This window comes from Trueperella bialowiezensis (assembly GCF_900637955.1).
In the GTDB taxonomy this organism is placed as follows: Bacteria; Actinomycetota; Actinomycetes; order Actinomycetales; family Actinomycetaceae; genus Trueperella; species Trueperella bialowiezensis.
Genome location: NZ_LR134476.1, coordinates 1,575,109 through 1,593,051 on the forward strand (window position 1 = coordinate 1,575,109; position 17,943 = coordinate 1,593,051).

The 17,943-nt window shown below is 60.2% G+C and carries 16 protein-coding genes; 12 read left to right on the top strand and 4 right to left on the bottom strand.

Annotated features, from left to right (window positions below; all coding sequences use genetic code 11):
- Window positions 1-44 precede the first annotated feature (44 nt).
- From EL234_RS07125 to EL234_RS09545, 12 genes are all read left to right on the top strand, one after another.
- Complete coding sequence (locus EL234_RS07125) at window positions 45-1,625, top strand: ABC transporter substrate-binding protein (protein WP_126416804.1); 1,581 nt, start codon at window positions 45-47, stop codon at window positions 1,623-1,625.
- A gap of 157 nt (window positions 1,626-1,782) precedes the next feature.
- Window positions 1,783-2,736 carry an ABC transporter permease gene (locus EL234_RS07130; protein ID WP_126416805.1) on the top strand — a complete coding sequence of 318 codons (954 nt, stop codon included), beginning with the start codon at window positions 1,783-1,785 and terminating at the stop codon, window positions 2,734-2,736.
- A 1-nt stretch (window position 2,737) separates the two neighbouring features.
- Complete coding sequence (locus EL234_RS07135) at window positions 2,738-4,792, top strand: dipeptide/oligopeptide/nickel ABC transporter permease/ATP-binding protein (RefSeq protein WP_126416806.1); 2,055 nt, start codon at window positions 2,738-2,740, stop codon at window positions 4,790-4,792.
- Complete coding sequence (locus EL234_RS07140) at window positions 4,789-5,604, top strand: ABC transporter ATP-binding protein (protein WP_126416807.1); 816 nt, start codon at window positions 4,789-4,791, stop codon at window positions 5,602-5,604. The genes EL234_RS07135 and EL234_RS07140 overlap by 4 nt, the downstream gene beginning before the upstream one ends.
- Window positions 5,601-6,515 (top strand): dihydrodipicolinate synthase family protein, encoded by a 915-nt coding sequence (locus tag EL234_RS07145; protein WP_126416808.1) that lies wholly within the window; start codon window positions 5,601-5,603, stop codon window positions 6,513-6,515. The genes EL234_RS07140 and EL234_RS07145 overlap by 4 nt, the downstream gene beginning before the upstream one ends.
- Before the next feature lie 9 nt (window positions 6,516-6,524).
- Entirely contained in the window at window positions 6,525-7,451 is a 927-nt protein-coding gene (locus tag EL234_RS07150) for an ROK family protein (RefSeq protein WP_126416809.1), read from the top strand.
- A gap of 22 nt (window positions 7,452-7,473) precedes the next feature.
- Window positions 7,474-8,151 carry an N-acetylmannosamine-6-phosphate 2-epimerase gene (locus tag EL234_RS07155; protein WP_126416810.1) on the top strand — a complete coding sequence of 226 codons (678 nt, stop codon included), beginning with the start codon at window positions 7,474-7,476 and terminating at the stop codon, window positions 8,149-8,151.
- Between the two features lie 63 nt (window positions 8,152-8,214).
- On the top strand, window positions 8,215-9,000 hold the full coding sequence (locus tag EL234_RS07160) for a glucosamine-6-phosphate deaminase (RefSeq protein WP_126416811.1): 786 nt from the start codon (window positions 8,215-8,217) through the stop codon (window positions 8,998-9,000).
- Complete coding sequence (locus EL234_RS07165; protein WP_126416812.1) at window positions 8,997-10,160, top strand: N-acetylglucosamine-6-phosphate deacetylase; 1,164 nt, start codon at window positions 8,997-8,999, stop codon at window positions 10,158-10,160. The genes EL234_RS07160 and EL234_RS07165 overlap by 4 nt, the downstream gene beginning before the upstream one ends.
- Before the next feature lie 33 nt (window positions 10,161-10,193).
- Complete coding sequence (locus tag EL234_RS07170; protein ID WP_126416813.1) at window positions 10,194-10,799, top strand: sigma-70 family RNA polymerase sigma factor; 606 nt, start codon at window positions 10,194-10,196, stop codon at window positions 10,797-10,799.
- A complete protein-coding gene (gene rsrA, locus EL234_RS07175; protein ID WP_126416814.1) occupies window positions 10,796-11,110 on the top strand; it encodes a mycothiol system anti-sigma-R factor in 315 nt (104 codons plus the stop codon). The genes EL234_RS07170 and rsrA overlap by 4 nt, the downstream gene beginning before the upstream one ends.
- 45 nt (window positions 11,111-11,155) lie before the next feature.
- Entirely contained in the window at window positions 11,156-11,230 is a 75-nt protein-coding gene (locus tag EL234_RS09545; RefSeq protein ID WP_407701393.1) for a 50S ribosomal protein bL37, read from the top strand.
- A 37-nt stretch (window positions 11,231-11,267) separates the two neighbouring features.
- Here EL234_RS09545 and EL234_RS07180 read toward each other — a convergent pair whose 3' ends face one another.
- The 4 genes from EL234_RS07180 to EL234_RS07195 all read right to left on the bottom strand — a co-directional run bounded on the left by EL234_RS07180 (window position 11,268) and on the right by EL234_RS07195 (window position 17,878).
- Entirely contained in the window at window positions 11,268-11,855 is a 588-nt protein-coding gene (locus EL234_RS07180; protein ID WP_126417293.1) for a GDSL-type esterase/lipase family protein, read from the bottom strand.
- A 42-nt stretch (window positions 11,856-11,897) separates the two neighbouring features.
- A complete protein-coding gene (locus EL234_RS07185) occupies window positions 11,898-12,530 on the bottom strand; it encodes an RloB family protein (protein WP_126416815.1) in 633 nt (210 codons plus the stop codon).
- A complete protein-coding gene (locus tag EL234_RS07190; RefSeq protein WP_126416816.1) occupies window positions 12,527-13,954 on the bottom strand; it encodes an AAA family ATPase in 1,428 nt (475 codons plus the stop codon). Before EL234_RS07190 ends, EL234_RS07185 begins: the two co-directional genes overlap by 4 nt.
- Before the next feature lie 210 nt (window positions 13,955-14,164).
- Window positions 14,165-17,878: a multifunctional oxoglutarate decarboxylase/oxoglutarate dehydrogenase thiamine pyrophosphate-binding subunit/dihydrolipoyllysine-residue succinyltransferase subunit gene (locus tag EL234_RS07195; protein ID WP_126416817.1), complete on the bottom strand. Its 3,714-nt coding sequence runs from the start codon at window positions 17,876-17,878 to the stop codon at window positions 14,165-14,167.
- Window positions 17,879-17,943 lie beyond the last annotated feature (65 nt).

Below are 17,943 nucleotides of genomic sequence, written 5' to 3' on the forward strand. Positions count from 1 at the left end.
GGAGCAAGGACGCTTCATAATTCACTCGATGGAGAGGAAACAACATGCGTTCATCAAAGCGCTGGGCCAAGGTTACTGCCGTTGCGGCGGCAGCGATGCTGGTCCTTTCCGCCTGCGGTGGCGGAGGAAGTGAAAACGGCGGCGGAGATTCGCCGTCGACGGGCGAAAGCACAAGCGCCGGGCCTTCGGGTCAGATCAACTTGGGCGTCGCCTACGAAACGACCAACTATGATCCGTCGACCACGTCGTCGGCACTTGCCATGGGCACAAACTGGCACGTGATGGAAGGTCTGTACGAGTTCGACATGGCCACCTACGAGGTCTACCCGGCACTTGCTGCTGGCGACCCTGTTGAGATTTCGGACACCGAATACGAGATCGGCTTGCGCGAAGGTGCAAAGTTCTCGGACGGAACCGACGTCACAGCTGACGACGTCCTCGAATCGTGGGCACGTACGACGGACGAAACCTCGATTTACAAGCAGTTCTTCACCTTCATCGATTCGGTGACGAAGAAGGACGACCGCACGGTCACCGTTAAGCTCAAGTACCCGTTCGCAGGCCTGAAGGAGCGCCTCGTCAACGTCAAGATCATTCCGGCCAAGTCCACCCAGGAAGAGATGACCTCCTTCCCGATTGGTACCGGCCCGTTCAAGTACGAGACGATCACAAACACCGCTGTTGAAGCAGTGCCGAACGAGCACTACAACGGCTCCAAGCCGGCGCAGGTTGAGCGCATGCACTGGGAAGTCCTCAAGGATGACTCCGCACGCCTCTCCGCTGCTCTCGGCGGCACGATCGACGTCATGGAAACCGTGCCGTCGGCAACCAAGGACCAGCTCGCCGGCTCTGGCTGGAGCCTCGACGAGGTTCCCGGCTACAACAACGCCTTCCTGATGTTCAACACCACGAAGGCCCCGTTCGACAAGCCTGAGGTTCGCCGCGCGTTCCACCAGGCGATCGACCGCCAGAAGCTGGTTGACACCGCACTGTCCGGTGACGCGATTGCATCCACCGCCTTCCTGCCGGAAGCTAACCCGATGTACTCCAAGGCCAAGACCCAGATGGACTTCGACGTCGAAGCAGCCAAGAAGGCATTCGCCGACGCCGGCCTGAAGGAAGTCACCCTGATTTCTACGGATCACCCGTGGGTTCAGAACCTGACCCCGCAGATCAAGCAGGATCTCGAGGCCGCTGGCCTGACCGTGAACGTCCAGTCCATGGCGTCCGGTGATCTGTACGCCAACTTCGCCGACGTCGACAACCCGACCTACGACGTCGCTCTCGCACCGGGCGATCCGTCCGTGTTCGGCCAGGATCCGGGCATCATCATCGACTGGTGGTACGGCGACAACGTGTGGACCCAGCAGCGTACGTCTTGGGCGAAGACCTCGCCGGAGGCCTTCGCGAAGCTCCGCGACTTGTCGACCGAAGCTTCCCAGCTGACGGGCGACGAGGCCAAGGCCAAGTGGGCTGAGGCACTCGATCTGATTGCGGAAGAAGCGCCACTGTACCCGCTCTTCCACCGCACGATGATCACGGGCTTCAACAAGGACAAGCTCGACAACGTTGACGGCATCGGCACCACGGGCCTTGAGCTCGTTGGCGCAACCGTCAAGAAGTAACGCGCTCTAGCGCATCAAACTGGGAGCCGTGGAGGGCATCAACCTCCCCCTCCACGGCTCCCACTCATTTTCACAAACCGCACGTGCGCCACAGCGCGGTGGCATAACTCAGCACAGCTGAATCTCGTCCTTCGCAGTAGAAGGGGAAATCAGGACAGTGAATAATCTTTTACGACTACTTGGGCGGCGACTCTTAGCGCTCCCCATCATGGTGATAGGCGTAACGTTCCTCGTCTTCTTCATCATGTCTCTTTCGCCGATCGATCCGGCCTACACGGCACTCGGCGAATTCGCGACGCCGGAAGCTCTCGAAGAGTTCCGCGTCAAGCACGGGTACAACGATCCGTTCCTCGTGCAATACGGCAATTATCTTCTCAACATGCTCCAGGGCGATCTGGGCTTTTACGGCATCGGCGAGGGAAACAAGGTCACAGATCTAGTCTCTGAGGCACTTCCCGTTACCCTTTCTCTCACCTTCTTCGGCCTGATCATCGCCGTGCTTGTTTCGTTCCCGCTCGGCATCGTCTCGGCAATCTACCGTGACAAGTGGCCGGATCAGCTGATCCGCGTGCTGTCCGTGATCTGCATCGGCACACCCTCGTTCTGGCTCGCATCGCTGCTCGTGCTCGCATTCGTTGGCAGCTCGATCCCGGTGTCCGGTGAGTTGCCGTCGATGACGGAAGACTTCAGCGGCTGGTTCATGCGCATGCTACTGCCGGCGATCTCTTTGGCCGTTCCTGTGATCGGCCAGATGACCCGCGTGGTGCGTACCTCGATGGTGGAAGAGCTTGACCGCGACTACGTTCGTACCGCGCTCGGTGCAGGCGTGCCACGCTCCGTTGTGATCGGCCGTAACGTTCTACGTAACGCCCTGATTACGCCGGTGACCGTGCTTGGTTTGCGCGTTGGTTACCTCATGGGCGGCGCCGTCGTTATCGAGATCATTTTCAACATTCAAGGCATGGGCCGAGTGCTCATCCTCGGTATCCAAAACAACTGGGTCAACCTCGTGCAGGGTGGTGCGCTAGTGGTGGCACTGGCCTTCATCGTCGTCAACATTATTGTTGACATGCTCTACCTGCTCATCAACCCGCGCATTAGGTCGGTGTGACATGACATCTAAGAAGCAGAAACTCAACACTGTGACGACGAAGCGTTTCAGCCGGCTTCGTAACATGAGCCTCGGCTCGCAGCTAGCGCTGGCCTTCCTCGTCATCATCCTCATCGTCTCCTTCCTTTCTCCATGGATCGCCCCCTACACTCCTGACGAACTGTTTGGCGTGTGGGAAGCGCCTTCAAAGGAACACCTTTTCGGAACCGATCACTCCGGGCGTGACGTGCTCTCGCGCATCCTGTACGGCGGGCGCTACTCGCTCATGATCGGCGTGCTGGCCACCCTCGTGGCACTGTTCTTCGGTTCGATCATCGGCGCGGTTGCCGCCGTATCCCGCAAGTGGATCGGCGAAGTGATCATGCGCATCATGGACATCATCATGGCCGTGCCCGGCATTGCTATGGCGGCCGTCATGGTGCTCGTGTTCTCGCGCAGGTTGGAGCCCGATAACGTGATCGGCCTCGTGGCCGTCATCATCTTCTCGATCGCATTCGTCTACACGCCGCAGCTGGCACGTATCGTTCGCGCGAACGTGATGAGCGCGTACGGCGAAGACTACGTGCGCGCCGTCATCGTGGCGGGCGCTCGCGCACCGTGGATCCTCATCAAGCACGTCGCTCGCAACACTGCAGCGCCGGTGCTCGTGTTCGCCACGGTGCTCGTGGCTGACGCGATCATTTTGGAAGCCTCGCTCACCTTTATCGGTTCGGGCCTGCAGTCCACGATGGTTGCCACCTGGGGTAACGTGCTGTCCGACGCGTCGTCGAACATGTCGGTGCTGGCAGGTAAGTGGTGGACAGCGTTCTTCCCGGGCGTGTTCATCATGCTGACCGTGCTGTGCCTGAACATCCTGTCCGAAGGCATTACGGACGCCATGGTTGCAGCCCCCTCTGGTGATCAGAAGGTTGACAACGTTGCAGCCACCCGCGAACAGGATAAGCTCCTGCTCGATCCGCGCCTGGCACACGAAAAGCAGGCCGAATCGCTCCAGCAGAGGCTTAACCAGCTGGCCGCGGTGGAATCCAAGCGAACTGACAGGTTCGTGGCAACGGGCGAGGGTAAGCCACTGCTCGAGGTGCGCAACCTGTCGATTCGCTTCCCGCGTCACGGTGACGTCAACGTCGTCGACAACGTGTCCTTCACCGTCAACGAGGGCGAAACGATGGGCCTGGTCGGCGAATCCGGCTGTGGCAAGTCGATTACGGCACTGACGATCATGGGCCTGATCGATTCCCGCGCGCAGATCTCTGGTCAAGCTCTGTACCAGGGCAAGGATCTGCTGACGATGCCCGCGTCCGAGCGGCAGGGCCTGCTGGGACACGAGATGGCGATGATCTACCAGGACGCGCTGTCCTCGCTCAACCCGGCAATGCTCATCCGTTCGCAGATGAAGCAGCTGACCTCGCGCGGCGGAACCCGCAGCGCCGAGGAGCTCCTCGAGCTCGTGGGCCTCGATCCGAAGCGGACGCTCGAGTCCTACCCGCACGAACTATCGGGCGGTCAGCGCCAGCGAGTCCTCATCGCCATGGCGCTCACGCGCGACCCGAAGCTCATCATCGCCGACGAGCCGACCACGGCACTCGACGTGACCGTGCAAAAGCAGGTTATCGACCTGCTCAACGAGCTACGCGAAAAGCTTGGCTTTGCCATGGTGTTCGTCAGCCACGATCTGGCCTTGGTTGCCGAAGTGGCACACAAGATCACAGTCATGTACGCGGGCCAGGTTGTCGAGCAAGCTCCCACATCCGAGCTGCTGTCCAACCCGGTTCACGAATACACCCGCGGTCTGCTTGGTTCGGTGCTGTCCATCGAAGCGGGCGCCGAGCGTCTGCACCAGGTGCCGGGCACGGTGCCCTCGCCGAAGGACTTCCCGGATGGAGACAGGTTCGCACCGCGTTCCTCGCATCCCGACGTCGGAATCCACACTCCGCCGGTGCGCATGGAGATCCCCGGGCGCGATCACGTGTATGCCGCGGTACCTGATTCGGCGTGGGAAGAGGCCGGCTATGAAGCTCCCCAGCAGCCCGGTGTACCACAGGAGGAACAGCGATGACACAACCAATCATTGAACTGCGTGACGTGCACGTGGTGTTCAAGACCCGCACGGGATCGATTTTCAACCCGAACAAGGTGCATGCCGTTAACGGGGTGAACCTCAAGGTGATGCCCGGCCAGGTGCTCGGCATCGTCGGTGAGTCCGGTTCTGGTAAGTCCACCGCGGCAAACGTCATGTGCGGACTGCAAGCACCGACCTCCGGTCAGGTGTTCTTCAAGGGCGAGGAAGTGACGAAGCGCAGTGCCGCTGATCGGCGCAAGATCGGCCGAGTCGTTTCCGTCGTCTTCCAGGATCCAGCAACAGCGTTGAACGCGCGCATGCACGTTCGCGACCAGCTGCTTGACCCGCTGCGGGTGCATGACATCGGCACCGACGAGGAGCGCAACGAGCGTGTGGAACAACTCATCACGCAGGTGGGACTCCCGCAGTCGGCGCTTGACGCGCTACCCGGCCAGCTGTCGGGCGGTCAGCGTCAACGCGTGGCTATTGCGCGTGCGCTCGCGCTACGCCCCGATGCGATCATCGCGGATGAGCCGACGTCGGCCCTGGACGTCTCGGTCCGTGCACAGATTCTCAATCTGCTCATGGACCTGAAGAACGAACTTGGGCTCGCCATGGTGTTCATCTCCCATGACATTCAGACAGTGCGCTACATTTCTGACCGTATCGCAGTGATGAATACCGGCCAGGTTGTCGAGGAAGGTCCTGCAAAGGAGCTCCTTGCCAACCCCAGCCACCCCTATACTCGGACGCTGCTTGGCGCTGCGCCCTCCCTTCTACATCCGGATCTCGGAGGAACATCATCATGACGTTTCGCGGAGTTATACCTCCCGTAGTCGTCCCACTGACCGCCGACGGCGAACTCGACGTCGTCAGCTACGAACGGCACGTAAACCGGCTTATCGACGCCGGAGTGGACGGCCTGTTCATCCTCGGCTCGTCTGGCGAAGTCGTGTTTTCGACAGACGAGCGCAGGCGGCAGGTCATCACGGAAACAGTGCGGATCGTGGCAGGTCGCACGCCGATCCTCGTCGGCGTGATCGACACGACCACACCGCGCGTAATCGAACAGGCACGGGTCGCCCAAGAACTTGGCGCGGATGCCATTGTGGCAACCGCACCCTTCTACGCGATCCTCGGGCCGAAGGAGATCAAGCGGCATTTCCGCCTCATCAAACAGGCAATCGATCTGCCGCTGTTCGCCTACGACATCCCGGTGTGCGTGCACGTCAAACTCAGCCCGGCGATGATCATCGAGCTGGCCCGCGAGGGCGTGTTGCAAGGTGTGAAGGATTCGTCGGGCGACGACGTCTCCTTCCGCAACCTTGCACTCATGCGCACTGAGGAAGGGCTCGATCTGACGTTGCTCACCGGGCACGAGGTCGTCGTCGACGGCGCCTACATGTCCGGTGCCGACGGGTCCGTGCCCGGGCTCGGAAACGTGGAACCGAAAGTGTACGTGGAACAGTGGCATGCCGCTCAGGCAGGCGACTGGGATCGAGTGCGCGAACTGCAGGACTACGCGGCGCGCCTCATGCGGATCACATCGGTCACCACTGGCGAGTTCGGTTTCGCGGCCGGTGTGGGTGCGTTCAAGACGGCGCTCATGCTGCTTGGCGTGTTCGACACGAACGTCATGCCCGAACCCGTGCAGGCTCTCGAAGGCCACAACGTGGAGGCCGTCGCTGGCGTACTGCGCCAGGCTGGCCTGCTGAACTAGGGGGAATCAATGACAGGTGCCCAGATCCTCGCGATTGATATTGGTGGCACCAAAATTGGTTGGTCGCTCACGGACGCGGATAACCTCGCATTCGATAGCGTCCAGACCATGGCAACCAACGCTCGCGCTGGCGGTCCGACCGTCGCCAAGCGACTCGCAGACCTCGTAAAAGAGGTGGCGGCGAACCACTCCTCTCTCCTCGGGATCGGTATCGCCAGCGCGGGTGTGGTTGACCCGGCTACCGGGCGCATCGTGTCGGCAACGAACACGATGCCCCAGTGGGCGGGTACTGAGCTCGGAAAGATTATCGCTCGGGCGAGCGGGCTTCCCGTGCACGTCATCAACGACGTCCACGCTCACGGCCTGGGTGAAGCTATGCGGGGAGCAGGCAGGGGCGCTAATACGGTGCTTTCGCTGGCGGTGGGAACCGGCATCGGCGGAGCGCTGATCCGCGGCGGTCAGATCGACTTCGGTGAGCACTTCCTTGCCGGTCACTTTGGCCACATCCACCACTGTCTTGCTGATGGGCTGGTGTGCTCGTGCCAGCGCACCGGCCACATCGAAGCGATCGCCTCCGGGCACGGCATTACGAACTGGTTCAACGAGCGCCGGGAGTTCGGCGATCCGCGGGTGGCCAACGGTAAAGAGCTCCAAGACCTTGCCGACTCCGGCCACGAGCTTGCTCAAAGAGTGTTCACCGAGTCCGCGTTCGCGCTCGGGGAGACGATCGCGACGTTAACGAACTCGATCGACCCGTCCGTCGTCGTGCTCTCTGGCTCTATGACTCGTTCGGGCGAGCGCTGGTGGCAGGCACTGCGCGAGGGCTATGCGGCGCGCGCAATGGACCCGGTTGCCGGCACCCCGATCGTTCTCGGTGAATTAGGATCGAGCGCGCCCCTCATGGGTGCGGCCATCAATTTCTTACGCAACCAATAACCTACGAAAGACAGGCCAACATATGTCGAACGACGTGATCGAATCACTGCGCGGGAAACTCATCGTGTCAGTTCAAGCCTATCCAGGAGAACCGATGCGCCATCCGGAGACGATGGCGCAGGTGGCGCTCGCGGCCGAACGCGGGGGTGCCGCTGCCATTCGGTGTCAGGGGCTGGCCGACATTTCGGCGATCAAAGGGCAAGTAGATGTGCCGGTGATCGGGCTGTGGAAAGAAGGCCACGACGGGGTCTACATTACGCCCACCCTGCGGCATGCGCGCGCGTGCATCATGGCAGGAGCAGACATCGTGGCAATCGATGCCACGCGCCGCCCACGCCCGGACGGGCTGACCTACACCCAAACCGTGGCCGCGTTGAAAGACGAGGGTGCACTCATCATGGCTGACTGCGGGTCGATCGACGACGCGCGGATGGCCGCCGAGGCCGGATCGCATATCATTTCCACGACACTCGCCGGCTATTCCGGAGAACGAGAAAAAACTGACGGCCCGGACTTCGAGCTGCTTGAGCAGATGGTGGCAGAGTTCCCTGACTTGCCAGTGATCTGCGAAGGGCGAGTACATTCGCCCCAGCAAGCCCGCCAGGTGATGGACGCCGGGGCGTACGCCGTCGTCGTCGGAACTGCGATCACACACCCAACGTCAATCACGTCGTGGTTCGTGAACGCGGTCAACAAATAACAATAAATTTTCGCGTGCGAACAAGCGCGCACATAGCGGCACGTGCCGAGAAAAGGACACGATATGAAGGTTGGAGTTTTTACGGACGAGGTTTCGCTGGCGAAAGCGGCAGCCGACTACCTGATCACCATGATGGCCGATGCAACGCCGCGTAATCTGGGAGTGGCTACCGGTTCTACGCCCCTGCCGCTCTACGAAGAGCTACGCAAGGCACACGCCGCCGGCACGTTCACGCTCGCCGACGCGAAAGCCTTTGCGCTCGATGAGTACATCGGCCTGCCGGTGGGGCATCCGGAAAGCTACCGTAAAGTGCTCCAAGGTGAGCTTGTGGGCGAGGACAAGACGGGACTTCGCGACGAGAACCTGTTTACCCCGAACGGCGACGTCGACGTCCCAGACGGCGCGCGTGAATCGGCCGCCGCATACGACGCCGTTATCCGTGACAACGGGGGAGTGTTCCTGCAAATCCTTGGAATCGGTTCGAATGGGCACATCGGATTCAACGAGCCGGGTATCTCGCTCGTTTCGCGCACACACGTGGATGCGCTGGCCCGCCAAACTCGAGAAGACAACGCACGTTTCTTTAACGACAACATCGACGACGTGCCCGACATGTGTATCACGCAGGGTCTCGGCACAATTCTCGAGGCGCAGCACATCATGCTGATTGCGACTGGCGAGGGCAAGGCAGACGCGATTGCGTGCGCGGTGGAAGGTCCGATTTCGTCGGGCTGCCCGGCGTCGATCTTGCAGATGCATCCGTCCGTACGGGTGTATGTGGATGAAGCGGCGGCGTCGAAGCTGCGCGGCCGGGAGATGCACGCTGTGCGCTGGGAGAAGCTGGCATGATTATCCGCGGAAAACTTCTTGACGGTGACGGCCGACTGGTCGGTTCCGGGCTGGAGATTGCAGACGGAAAGGTTGTGCGCGTGCTCGACCCCGATCCGTCAGTGACCGGCTGGATCACGCCCGGTTTCATTGACATTCACTGCCACGGCGGTGGGGGATCCTCGTTTCCGGACGATCCGAGTTTGGCCGGCGTCAAGCAGGCTGTGGATGCACACCGGCAGATGGGGACGACGGCGATGCTCGCCTCCACAGTCTCCCTGGTGGATACCATCCCGGCAATCGACGGCCTTGCCACGGCGTGCGATGAAGGACTGCTGCAGGGCATCCATTTGGAAGGCCCGTATATTTCGCCACACAAGGCAGGCGCGCAGAATCCGGAGGCGATTCGCGAACCGGATCTGGACGAGCTTCGCCAGTGGCTAGAGACCGGCAGGGGCTGGATTAAAACGATGACGATCGCCCCTGAAGTGGCCGGCGCGGTGGAGGCGGCCAAGCTCTTACACGAGTACGGTGCGGTGCCCTCCTGGGGGCACACGAATGCCAAGCTGGAAGCAACCCGCAAGGTGTTGAAAGAAAGCACCGCTCACGGCGTTCACATCGGGCTGAAGGTTCCCGCACAGACGGCCACCCACCTGTTCAATGCCATGCCACCGCTCGGCCACCGGGCCCCAGGCCCGGTACGTGAACTAGTTGCGGCAGCCAAACAGGGCACGTGTGTGGTCGAGCTGATTGCCGACTCGGTGCACGTCCACCCGGATCTGGTGCACGACGTCGTCGAATACGTCGGCGAATCCAACCCGTACGGCGTCGTTTTCGTCACGGACGCGATGGAAGGTGCCGGAATGCCCGACGGCGAATACGTGCTTGGCGGGCAGGGCGTCAAGATCGTGGACGGAACTGCCCGGCTCGTACGCGGCGGTGCGATTGCCGGAGGGACATCGCGGATGGCCGAACAGGTACAGCGGATGGTCGGCGGCGGCTACGTGTCAATGGAAGACGCCGTGCGCTGCTGCGTGGGAGCCCCGGCACGAGCGGTCGGTTTTTCTGAAGACACCCCGGGCGTTACTTTGACCTGGCGGCCGGGTGCCACGGTTAACGCCGTCGTCATGAACGACGCCCTCGACGTGGAGCAGGTGATCCGGGAAGGCAACGTACTCTAGCCGTGCGCTATATTGAATAGCGTAAGGAGACGAATGGGTAACGAGACACTAGTGCGGGCTGGCGACGAAACCGAACGCGAACGTAGCGAACGGTTCGTACGCGACGCCGTACCGTACCTTAACCAGCTGTATGGCGCGGCCATGCGGCTCACTCGCAATCCGCAAGACGCCGAGGATCTCGTCCAAGAAACGTTCGAGAAAGCGTTCGCGGCATTCCACCAGTTCAAACCCGGTACCAACCTGAAAGCGTGGCTGTACCGGATTTTGAACAACACGTTTATCTCCAACTATCGCAAAAAGCAGCGCAGGCCATTGGAGTCCGATGCGGGTGAGGCCGAAGACTGGCAGGAATATCGGGCCAGGCATCATCATCCGTACGGGTTGAAATCGGCGGAAATGGAAGCCTTGGAGAACCTGCCGAACGAAGAGATTCGTGAAGCGCTCGAACAGCTCCCGGAGGACCGCCGTACGGCCGTCTATCTTGCGGACGTGGAAGGTTTTTCCTACCAGGAAATTGCCGACATCATGGACACCCCGATCGGCACGGTCATGTCTCGCTTACACCGCGGGCGCAAACAGCTGCGCGATCTGCTGCGTGATTACGCACGCGATTTGGGCTATGTGAAGGAGACGGTGTGAGCAGGAAACTGGACGAACTCATGGCGCAGCTGCAAGAGTGCGCGTGCGAAAGCTCCGGTTGTGACTGTGCGCAGCAGTGTCGGTGCGACGACGTTCTCGACCAGCTTTTCGCCTTGCTCGACAACGAGATCACCGAACAAGACGCGCTACGCCTCATTCGCCATAGCGCGAACTGCCCGGCCTGTCTGCGCCGGATCGAAGAAGAGATCGTGATCCGGAAAGTGATCCGCCGCGGGTGTTGTGGCGAATCCGCGCCCGAGTCGTTGCGGATGAAGATCACGCGGATCACCAAGTACCAGGTTGGCCGGTAGGCTGTATAGCCGCTACACTTGTGGAGTTGAGAAAAGGAGCTGAATATGTCGAAGCGTGGTAGGAAGCGTAAGGATCGCAGGAAGCGCCCTGCGAATCACGGTAAGCGCCCGAATTCGTAAAGCTACGGTGGCCGGAGTTGTTGCTCCGGCCATCTTTTTATTCTGCGACCGGCGGTTCGATGCCGAGCCAGTTATGCCATCCTTTGTGGAGGATGAGCCAGGTCATGAGCCCGTATCCGGCTTGGCGTGGGCAGTAGCCGTCTGGTGAGGTGGCCATGTCGGTGAGCCACTGTTCGTGGCGTTTGAGTGGCGTGTAGGTGTCCACATAGGGGACCTGGCGGCGGTCGCAGGCTTCCTGGAACGCATCACTGAGGTCTTGTTGGGCGCGATCGGAAACATCTAGGCGCGGCGGTGGCCCGACGACGAATGTCGCCAACCCTTGACGCTGCGCGTTATCGAGCATGTTGGCAAGGTAGAGCCGGGAGCGTGCCGTGGAGGTGCGGCCGATATCGCGCGATCCGAGTCCGATGACGAGGCGGTTATCTGCTTCGCGATCCAAGCGGGGAAGTACTTCGTGTTCCCAGCTGGTGGATAAATGTTCCGTGCTGTGACCAGGCCAGGCTAGCGGTAGGGCCATGATCGGCGGTTCATGTGGCGAGCGGGCGATTGTGCGGCCAACCCAGCCCAGCGCCCGGGCATCACCATAACCGGCTACCAGTTCGTCACCAACAAAGAAAACTCGGATACTCACCCTTCTACCTTACGGCAATTTGCGCGCTTCGCGCCGCTATCCGCTAGAAAGTTTGTCGATGAGCCACGGGATAGCACTAGAAGGATCTGGTCCTATGTGGTTAGGTGACAGCTCAGGCCAGGCCCTGCGTGCTCGCTGAATCGCTTCTGCGTAGTTTGTAATAAGAAATTCGCGCCCGAGCTCCTTCCCTCCTGATCCGCCAACTAGCTTGAGTCTGCGAACCCTCGCATCTATATCTTGTGCAGATGCCGCCCGGGTGTAGTCCTCTTTGTGCCATAGGAGCCAGAGCTCAAATCTGGGGTTAGTTACGAGAGCGTGGATGCCTTCCTTTTCGCATTGCTCCAAGACAGACGGTAACTTGGCGTGTTCGTCGACGTCGACGACGAGGACGCGAATATCGAAAGGCTTGGAGTCGCCTGTGCGTTCTTGTTCCTGTACTGTCTTGCGTTGACATGCGCGCAATACTTTAGAAGGCTCACCTTCTCCCGCTTCAACAACAATCGAAATGGAAGCGGATTGACGGAGCTCCTGATTAAGCTGCTCGAAATAGGCCTGTTCGGACTTATTTTTTGATCCTTCCACCACCACTAAAACTTTTCGATACTTGCGCCGGACTGGCCTTGAGCGCGGTTTGTAAGCGTTCCGGCCGCGTTTGCGCTGTTTACTCATGATGCCTCTTCGGTGATTGCAGTCGACGGCGAATCAGGCTTACCGATCAAGCGGTAAATGAGGGAGGGAGCTAAGCGCGGAACTGCGCCGAAGCGGCCTTCAAGATACTGCTTGGTGATGTTGGAGTTTTTCTTCACGTCTGTGAAGTCACCTAAGGAATACAGTTCGCTAGCGCCCGAGTTATCTTTGTCCACGTACCAGATTTGGCGTTTGTGAAGATCAAGCCCGCTGTGGGCGCTGAGAAGGCTCACATCATGCGAGGTGAAGATGAGCTGTGCCCCGCGGGGGTTGTGCTCCGGATTCTGAAAGAGCGACACGAGCAGAGCAGCCAGTTGCGGGTGAAGGCTGGTGTCTAGTTCATCAACGCACAGCACGGTTCCTTTCCGTAGCGCCGTAAGCGCATCTATGGCGAGTGCAAGCCAGGCTAACGTGCCTGATGACTCGTCTTCAAGGCTGAAAGAGTCTGCTTGATCGGCGGTTCCGTCGGCGCGGTGCTCGAAGCGTAGGGATCGTGGGAAGATTGACCGAACAAGTGCATCCGCTTCCGCGGGCTCATGTGATGTTGCGTCGGAATTATTTCCCGTGTCTTCGAGCGGCTCGGAACCGCCGGAAAATTTGGCTAGGTATTCTTTTAGGTCTGGAAGGATGTCTGGTGGAAACTCCTCTTCATCGACCGTGATATTTTCGACGCCGACGTCGGCGATTCGAGCCAGATCGATCAGATCTTTAAGATCGAGACGGTTATTCGCGACCTCTTTGGCGATATATGAGAGACGAGAGTCGCGTTCACGGTCACCGACATGGAAGATATGCAGACCTTCGACGATCGATTCACTGATCGAGGTCAGGATACCCCTGTTCACCCGTAAGACTCGAGAGAGGACGAGCTCGCTGGGCGATACTTCGATACTTCCCAAACGCGCGCCGAGTCTGACATCGGAGCGTTCCCGTTCAACTAAAACCGTTGGCCGAGAGCTGAGATACACCTGCAGGAACTCATGCTTGATGCCTTGAGGATCAACAGAAAATTCGTAGGTGAACCGGAATGTGCGATCGGAACCCGTGGGTTTGTTGAAGTGCGAAGCCTGTTCCTCTGTCATGTCGAGAAGGAAATCGAGGGCGTAGAAGCTTTCAGAAGAACGCGAGTGCGAGTCAAGACGAAATGGGTCACGTGGAAACACACGTTTATCCGACCACTCGCCACTTGAACTTAAGATTGCGGCATAAACGTATTCGAAGGCTCGAATGACCGACGTTTTTCCCGACGCGTTTGCTCCGAAAATGCCGGCAACGGGGAACAGGTGGTCCGACCAGCTTTCGCCCGCGCGAGGAACATTAGTCTTAAGAGACTCCCGCGTCATGTCTAAAAAGAACTCGTCCCGGAAGCTGCGATGATTCCGTGCCACGAAAGAAAGGATCTTCATAGCTCCAGTGTAGTTGAAAATGCGATTTTGGGAAAACTTTTCCCCAAATAGCGGTTTCGGTCTTGGTTCTTGACCTGGAGCGGGTTCGAATCCTGAGGATGCGCAAACCAAGTTAACCGTTATTGCTATATAAGCAGAAACGGGGAGGTTCGGAGCCCTCGAGTCCGGCAGAATTGCTGTATAAGCAGAAACGCGGAAGTTGGGAGCACGCTAGCGTTCGAAGGCCTCCTTCATGAGCTGTTCGGCCTCGCGTGTGTGCGCGGAGGTCATGCCCGCGGCGGTTGAGGCTGCCGCCGGGCGGGAGACCAGCCTGACCTTGCGGTCGAGCTCCGTGAACATGCCAAGCGCGAAGTGCGCCCATGGGCCCTGGTTGGCCGGCTCGTCCTGTACCCAGATGACCTCGGCGTCCGGGTACTTGTCGAGTTCGGCGCGGAGTTCGGCAACCGGGTTAGGGTAGAGCTGCTCGATCCGGATGATGGCCGTGCGGTCGTCGTCGTTCGCGCTGCGGGTTGCGACGAGGTCGTAGTAGATCCTGCCCGAACACAGCAGCACACGATCCACCTGGCCGAGATTCGCGTGTTCACCAATCACCTTTTGCACTGTGCCGCTGGTGAAATCTGCCAGCTGCGACTTGGCGGCCTTGCGGCGCAGTAGCTGCTTGGGAGAGAACACGATCATGGGTTTGCGCGGACGGTTGTAGGCCTGCTGGCGCAGCATGTGGAAGTAGTTCGCCGGCGTGGAGGGCTGGACGACGATCATGTTGTCTTCAGCGCTCATCTGCAGGTAACGCTCGATGCGCGCCGAGGAGTGATCGGGGCCTTGGCCTTCGTAGCCGTGCGGAAGAAGAACCACAAGCGATGAGCTCTGGTTCCACTTCTGCTCGGCAGACGTAATGAATTCGTCGGTTACGGTTTGCGCGCCGTTGGCGAAGTCACCGAACTGAGCCTCCCAGATAACAAGCGCGTCCGGGCGTTGTACCGAGTAGCCGTATTCGAAGGCCAACACCGCATATTCGGACAGGGCGGAGTCGAAGATCTTCAGCCGAGCCTGATCTTCGGTGAGTCCCATCAGCGGGGTCCACTCTTCACCCGTGGTGTAGTCGTGGGCGACGGCGTGGCGTTGAGTAAACGTGCCGCGCCGGGAGTCTTGACCGGACATGCGCACGGGCACGCCCTCAATCAAAAGCGAGCCGAAGGCGAGCAGTTCGCCAAAGCCCCAGTCGATATCGCCTTCGTTCGCCATCTTGTTGCGACGCTCGAACAGCTGGGTGACCTTCGGGTGCGGGGTGAAGCCTTCGGGCGGGGTCGTGTGTGCCTGGCCGATGCGTTGGATGACCGCGGGAGGTACCGCCGTCGTCCACCCAACCATCGTGCCGGCGTCCTCCTGCTGAGACTGTGGAACACCGAGGGCGAGCGAGGCATCTTTGGCGTCCTTTTCCTCGCTCTTTTCCAGCTCGCGCACGGATGTGAACGCCCGGTCGAGCGTGTCCTTGAAGTCTTGTTCAACGGCGGCAGCCTCAGCTTCCGTGATGTCACCGCGGCCGAGTAGGGCCTCTTGGTAGAGCTGGCGGGTCGAACGCTTCTCACCAACCAGGGAGTACATGATTGGCTGGGTCATCGACGGATCGTCGCCTTCGTTGTGGCCGCGCTTGCGGTAGCACACGATGTCAAGGATGACGTCCTTCTTGAACTCCATCCGGTACTCGTAGGCCATGCGTGCCATTTTGACCACGGCCTCCGGATCATCACCGTTGACGTGGAAAATGGGAAGTTGCAGGCCCTTCGTGATGTCGGTGGGGTAGCGCGAGGAGCGCGAGTTTGACGGGGCCGTGGTAAACCCGATCTGGTTGTTGACGATGATGTGGACCGTGCCGCCCGTGCGGTAGGCCGGTAGCTGGCTGAGGTTGAGCACCTCGGTGACCACGCCTTGCCCGGAGAATGCGGCGTCGCCGTGGATGAGGATGGGCATGACTGCTGAACCGTCGTCGTCGAGGTCGAGGGCGTCTTGCTTGGCGCGAACCACGCCTTCAAGCACGCCGTTGACCGCTTCGAGATGCGAGGGGTTGGCCGCCAAGTAGACGCCCACCGTGTCCCCGCTATCAGAGGTGTAGGTGCCTTCGGTGCCAAGGTGGTATTTGACGTCACCTGAGCCGCGGCGCTTTGGCGAGACGACGCCGTCGAACTCTGAAAACACCTGCGCGTAGCTCTTGCCCGCAATGTTCGTGAGCACGTTGAGGCGGCCGCGGTGTGCCATGCCGATGGCGACTTCGTGGACGCCGTCGTCGGCAGCCCCGTCGAGGATCGCGTCAAGTGCCGGAATGAGCGATTCGCCGCCCTCGAGCGAGAATCGCTTTTGGCCGACGTACTTGGTCTGCAGGAACGTCTCGAAGGCCTCGGCTTCGTTGAGCTTCTTGAGGATCTTGAGCCGCTGCGCGGTGGTGGCCGGCACTGGCGCGCATTCGAGGCGCTCTTGGAACCAGGCGCGCTGGACTGGATCTTGGATATGCATGTATTCGATGCCCACCGTGCGGCAGTACGACTGGCGTAGCCGCGAAAGGATGTCGCGCAGTGTCAGGTTGCTCGTGCCGGCGAATCCGCCGGTGGGGAAGGACCGGTCTAGATCCCACAGGGTAAGCCCGTAGGAGGCGATGTCGAGATCGGGGTGGCGGCGCAGGTGGAAGGAGAGCGGGTCAATGTCCGCAATCAGGTGGCCGCGGGAGCGGTAGGCGTGGATGAGCTCGGCGATGCGCGCGGGCTTGCCCATTTCCCGTTCGGCGTCGTATTCCACGTCCTTTTCCCACACGACGGGAGCGTATGGCACGCGTAGTGAGAGGTAGACGCGGTTGTAGAAGTCGTCGAGGCCGAGCAGTTTGGTTTCCATGAGGCGCAGGAAGCGCCCGGAGGTTGCTCCTTGGATGACGCGGTGGTCGTACGTGGATCCGATGTTGACCACCTTGGACACGCCGAGCCTGGCCAGCTGTTCGTCGGCTGTCCCTTGGAAAGCTGGCGGGTATGTCATCGAGCCGACGCCGACGATCAGACCCTGCCCGTTCATCAGGCGCGGGATGGATTGTGTGGTGCCGAGCCCGCCCGGGTTTGTGAGGGTTGCGGTGGTTCCCGCGTAGTCGTCCATTGTGAGCTTGTTGTTGCGCCCGCGGGCCACGAGCTCTTCGTATGCGGAGACGAATTCGGAGAAGGTGAGCGTTTCAGCTGCTTTGATTGAGGGCACGACGAGCGTGCGCGAACCGTCCGGTTTCACGACGTCGATCGCGATGCCGAGGTTGACGTGTGCGGGTTCGACGAGGGCCGGCTTGCCGTTATCGAGCGTGTAGGAGACGTTCATGTCCGGCATTTCAGCTAGCGATTCGACCATCGCGTATGCGATGAGGTGCGTGAAGGAAACCTTTCCGCCGCGGGTAGATGCTAAGTAGTTGTTGATGACCGTACGGTTGTCGAACATGACCCGTGCGGGGATGGCGCGTAGTGAGGTCGCCGTGGGGATCGACAGCGAATTATCCATATTCTTGGCTAGTCCGCGATCGCCGCCCTTGAGAACGGTGGTCGTTTTGGCCTTGGGATCCATGTCGTCCGGGGCGGTGGAGGGGGCAAGATTATAGGTTTTGGCGTACGGGGTGAGTGCGGGCTCCGCAGCCGAACGCGGCTGGGGAGGAAGATCCGAGCGCGTGACGTTCGTCGATTTCGTTGATGCTCGATCCGCCTGTGCATACACTTTGCGCTGTGCTTCGCTTGCCGGGCCGGTTGCCTGGCTTGCGCTTGCGTGTGGCTTGCGCCCTTCGGCCTGCCACCTGGAGAACAGTTCGGACCACTGCGGGCCGACACCTTCATGGTTGTTGAGAAATGCTGCGTAGAGATCTTCTACGAAGCCTTGGTTGGGACCAAAATCATTGGAGTTCGTTGACGACACTGTCTTGCCTCACCTGCTAAAGGAACGATCTTTCATTCAAGCCTAGTGATCTTCGCCTCGAAATG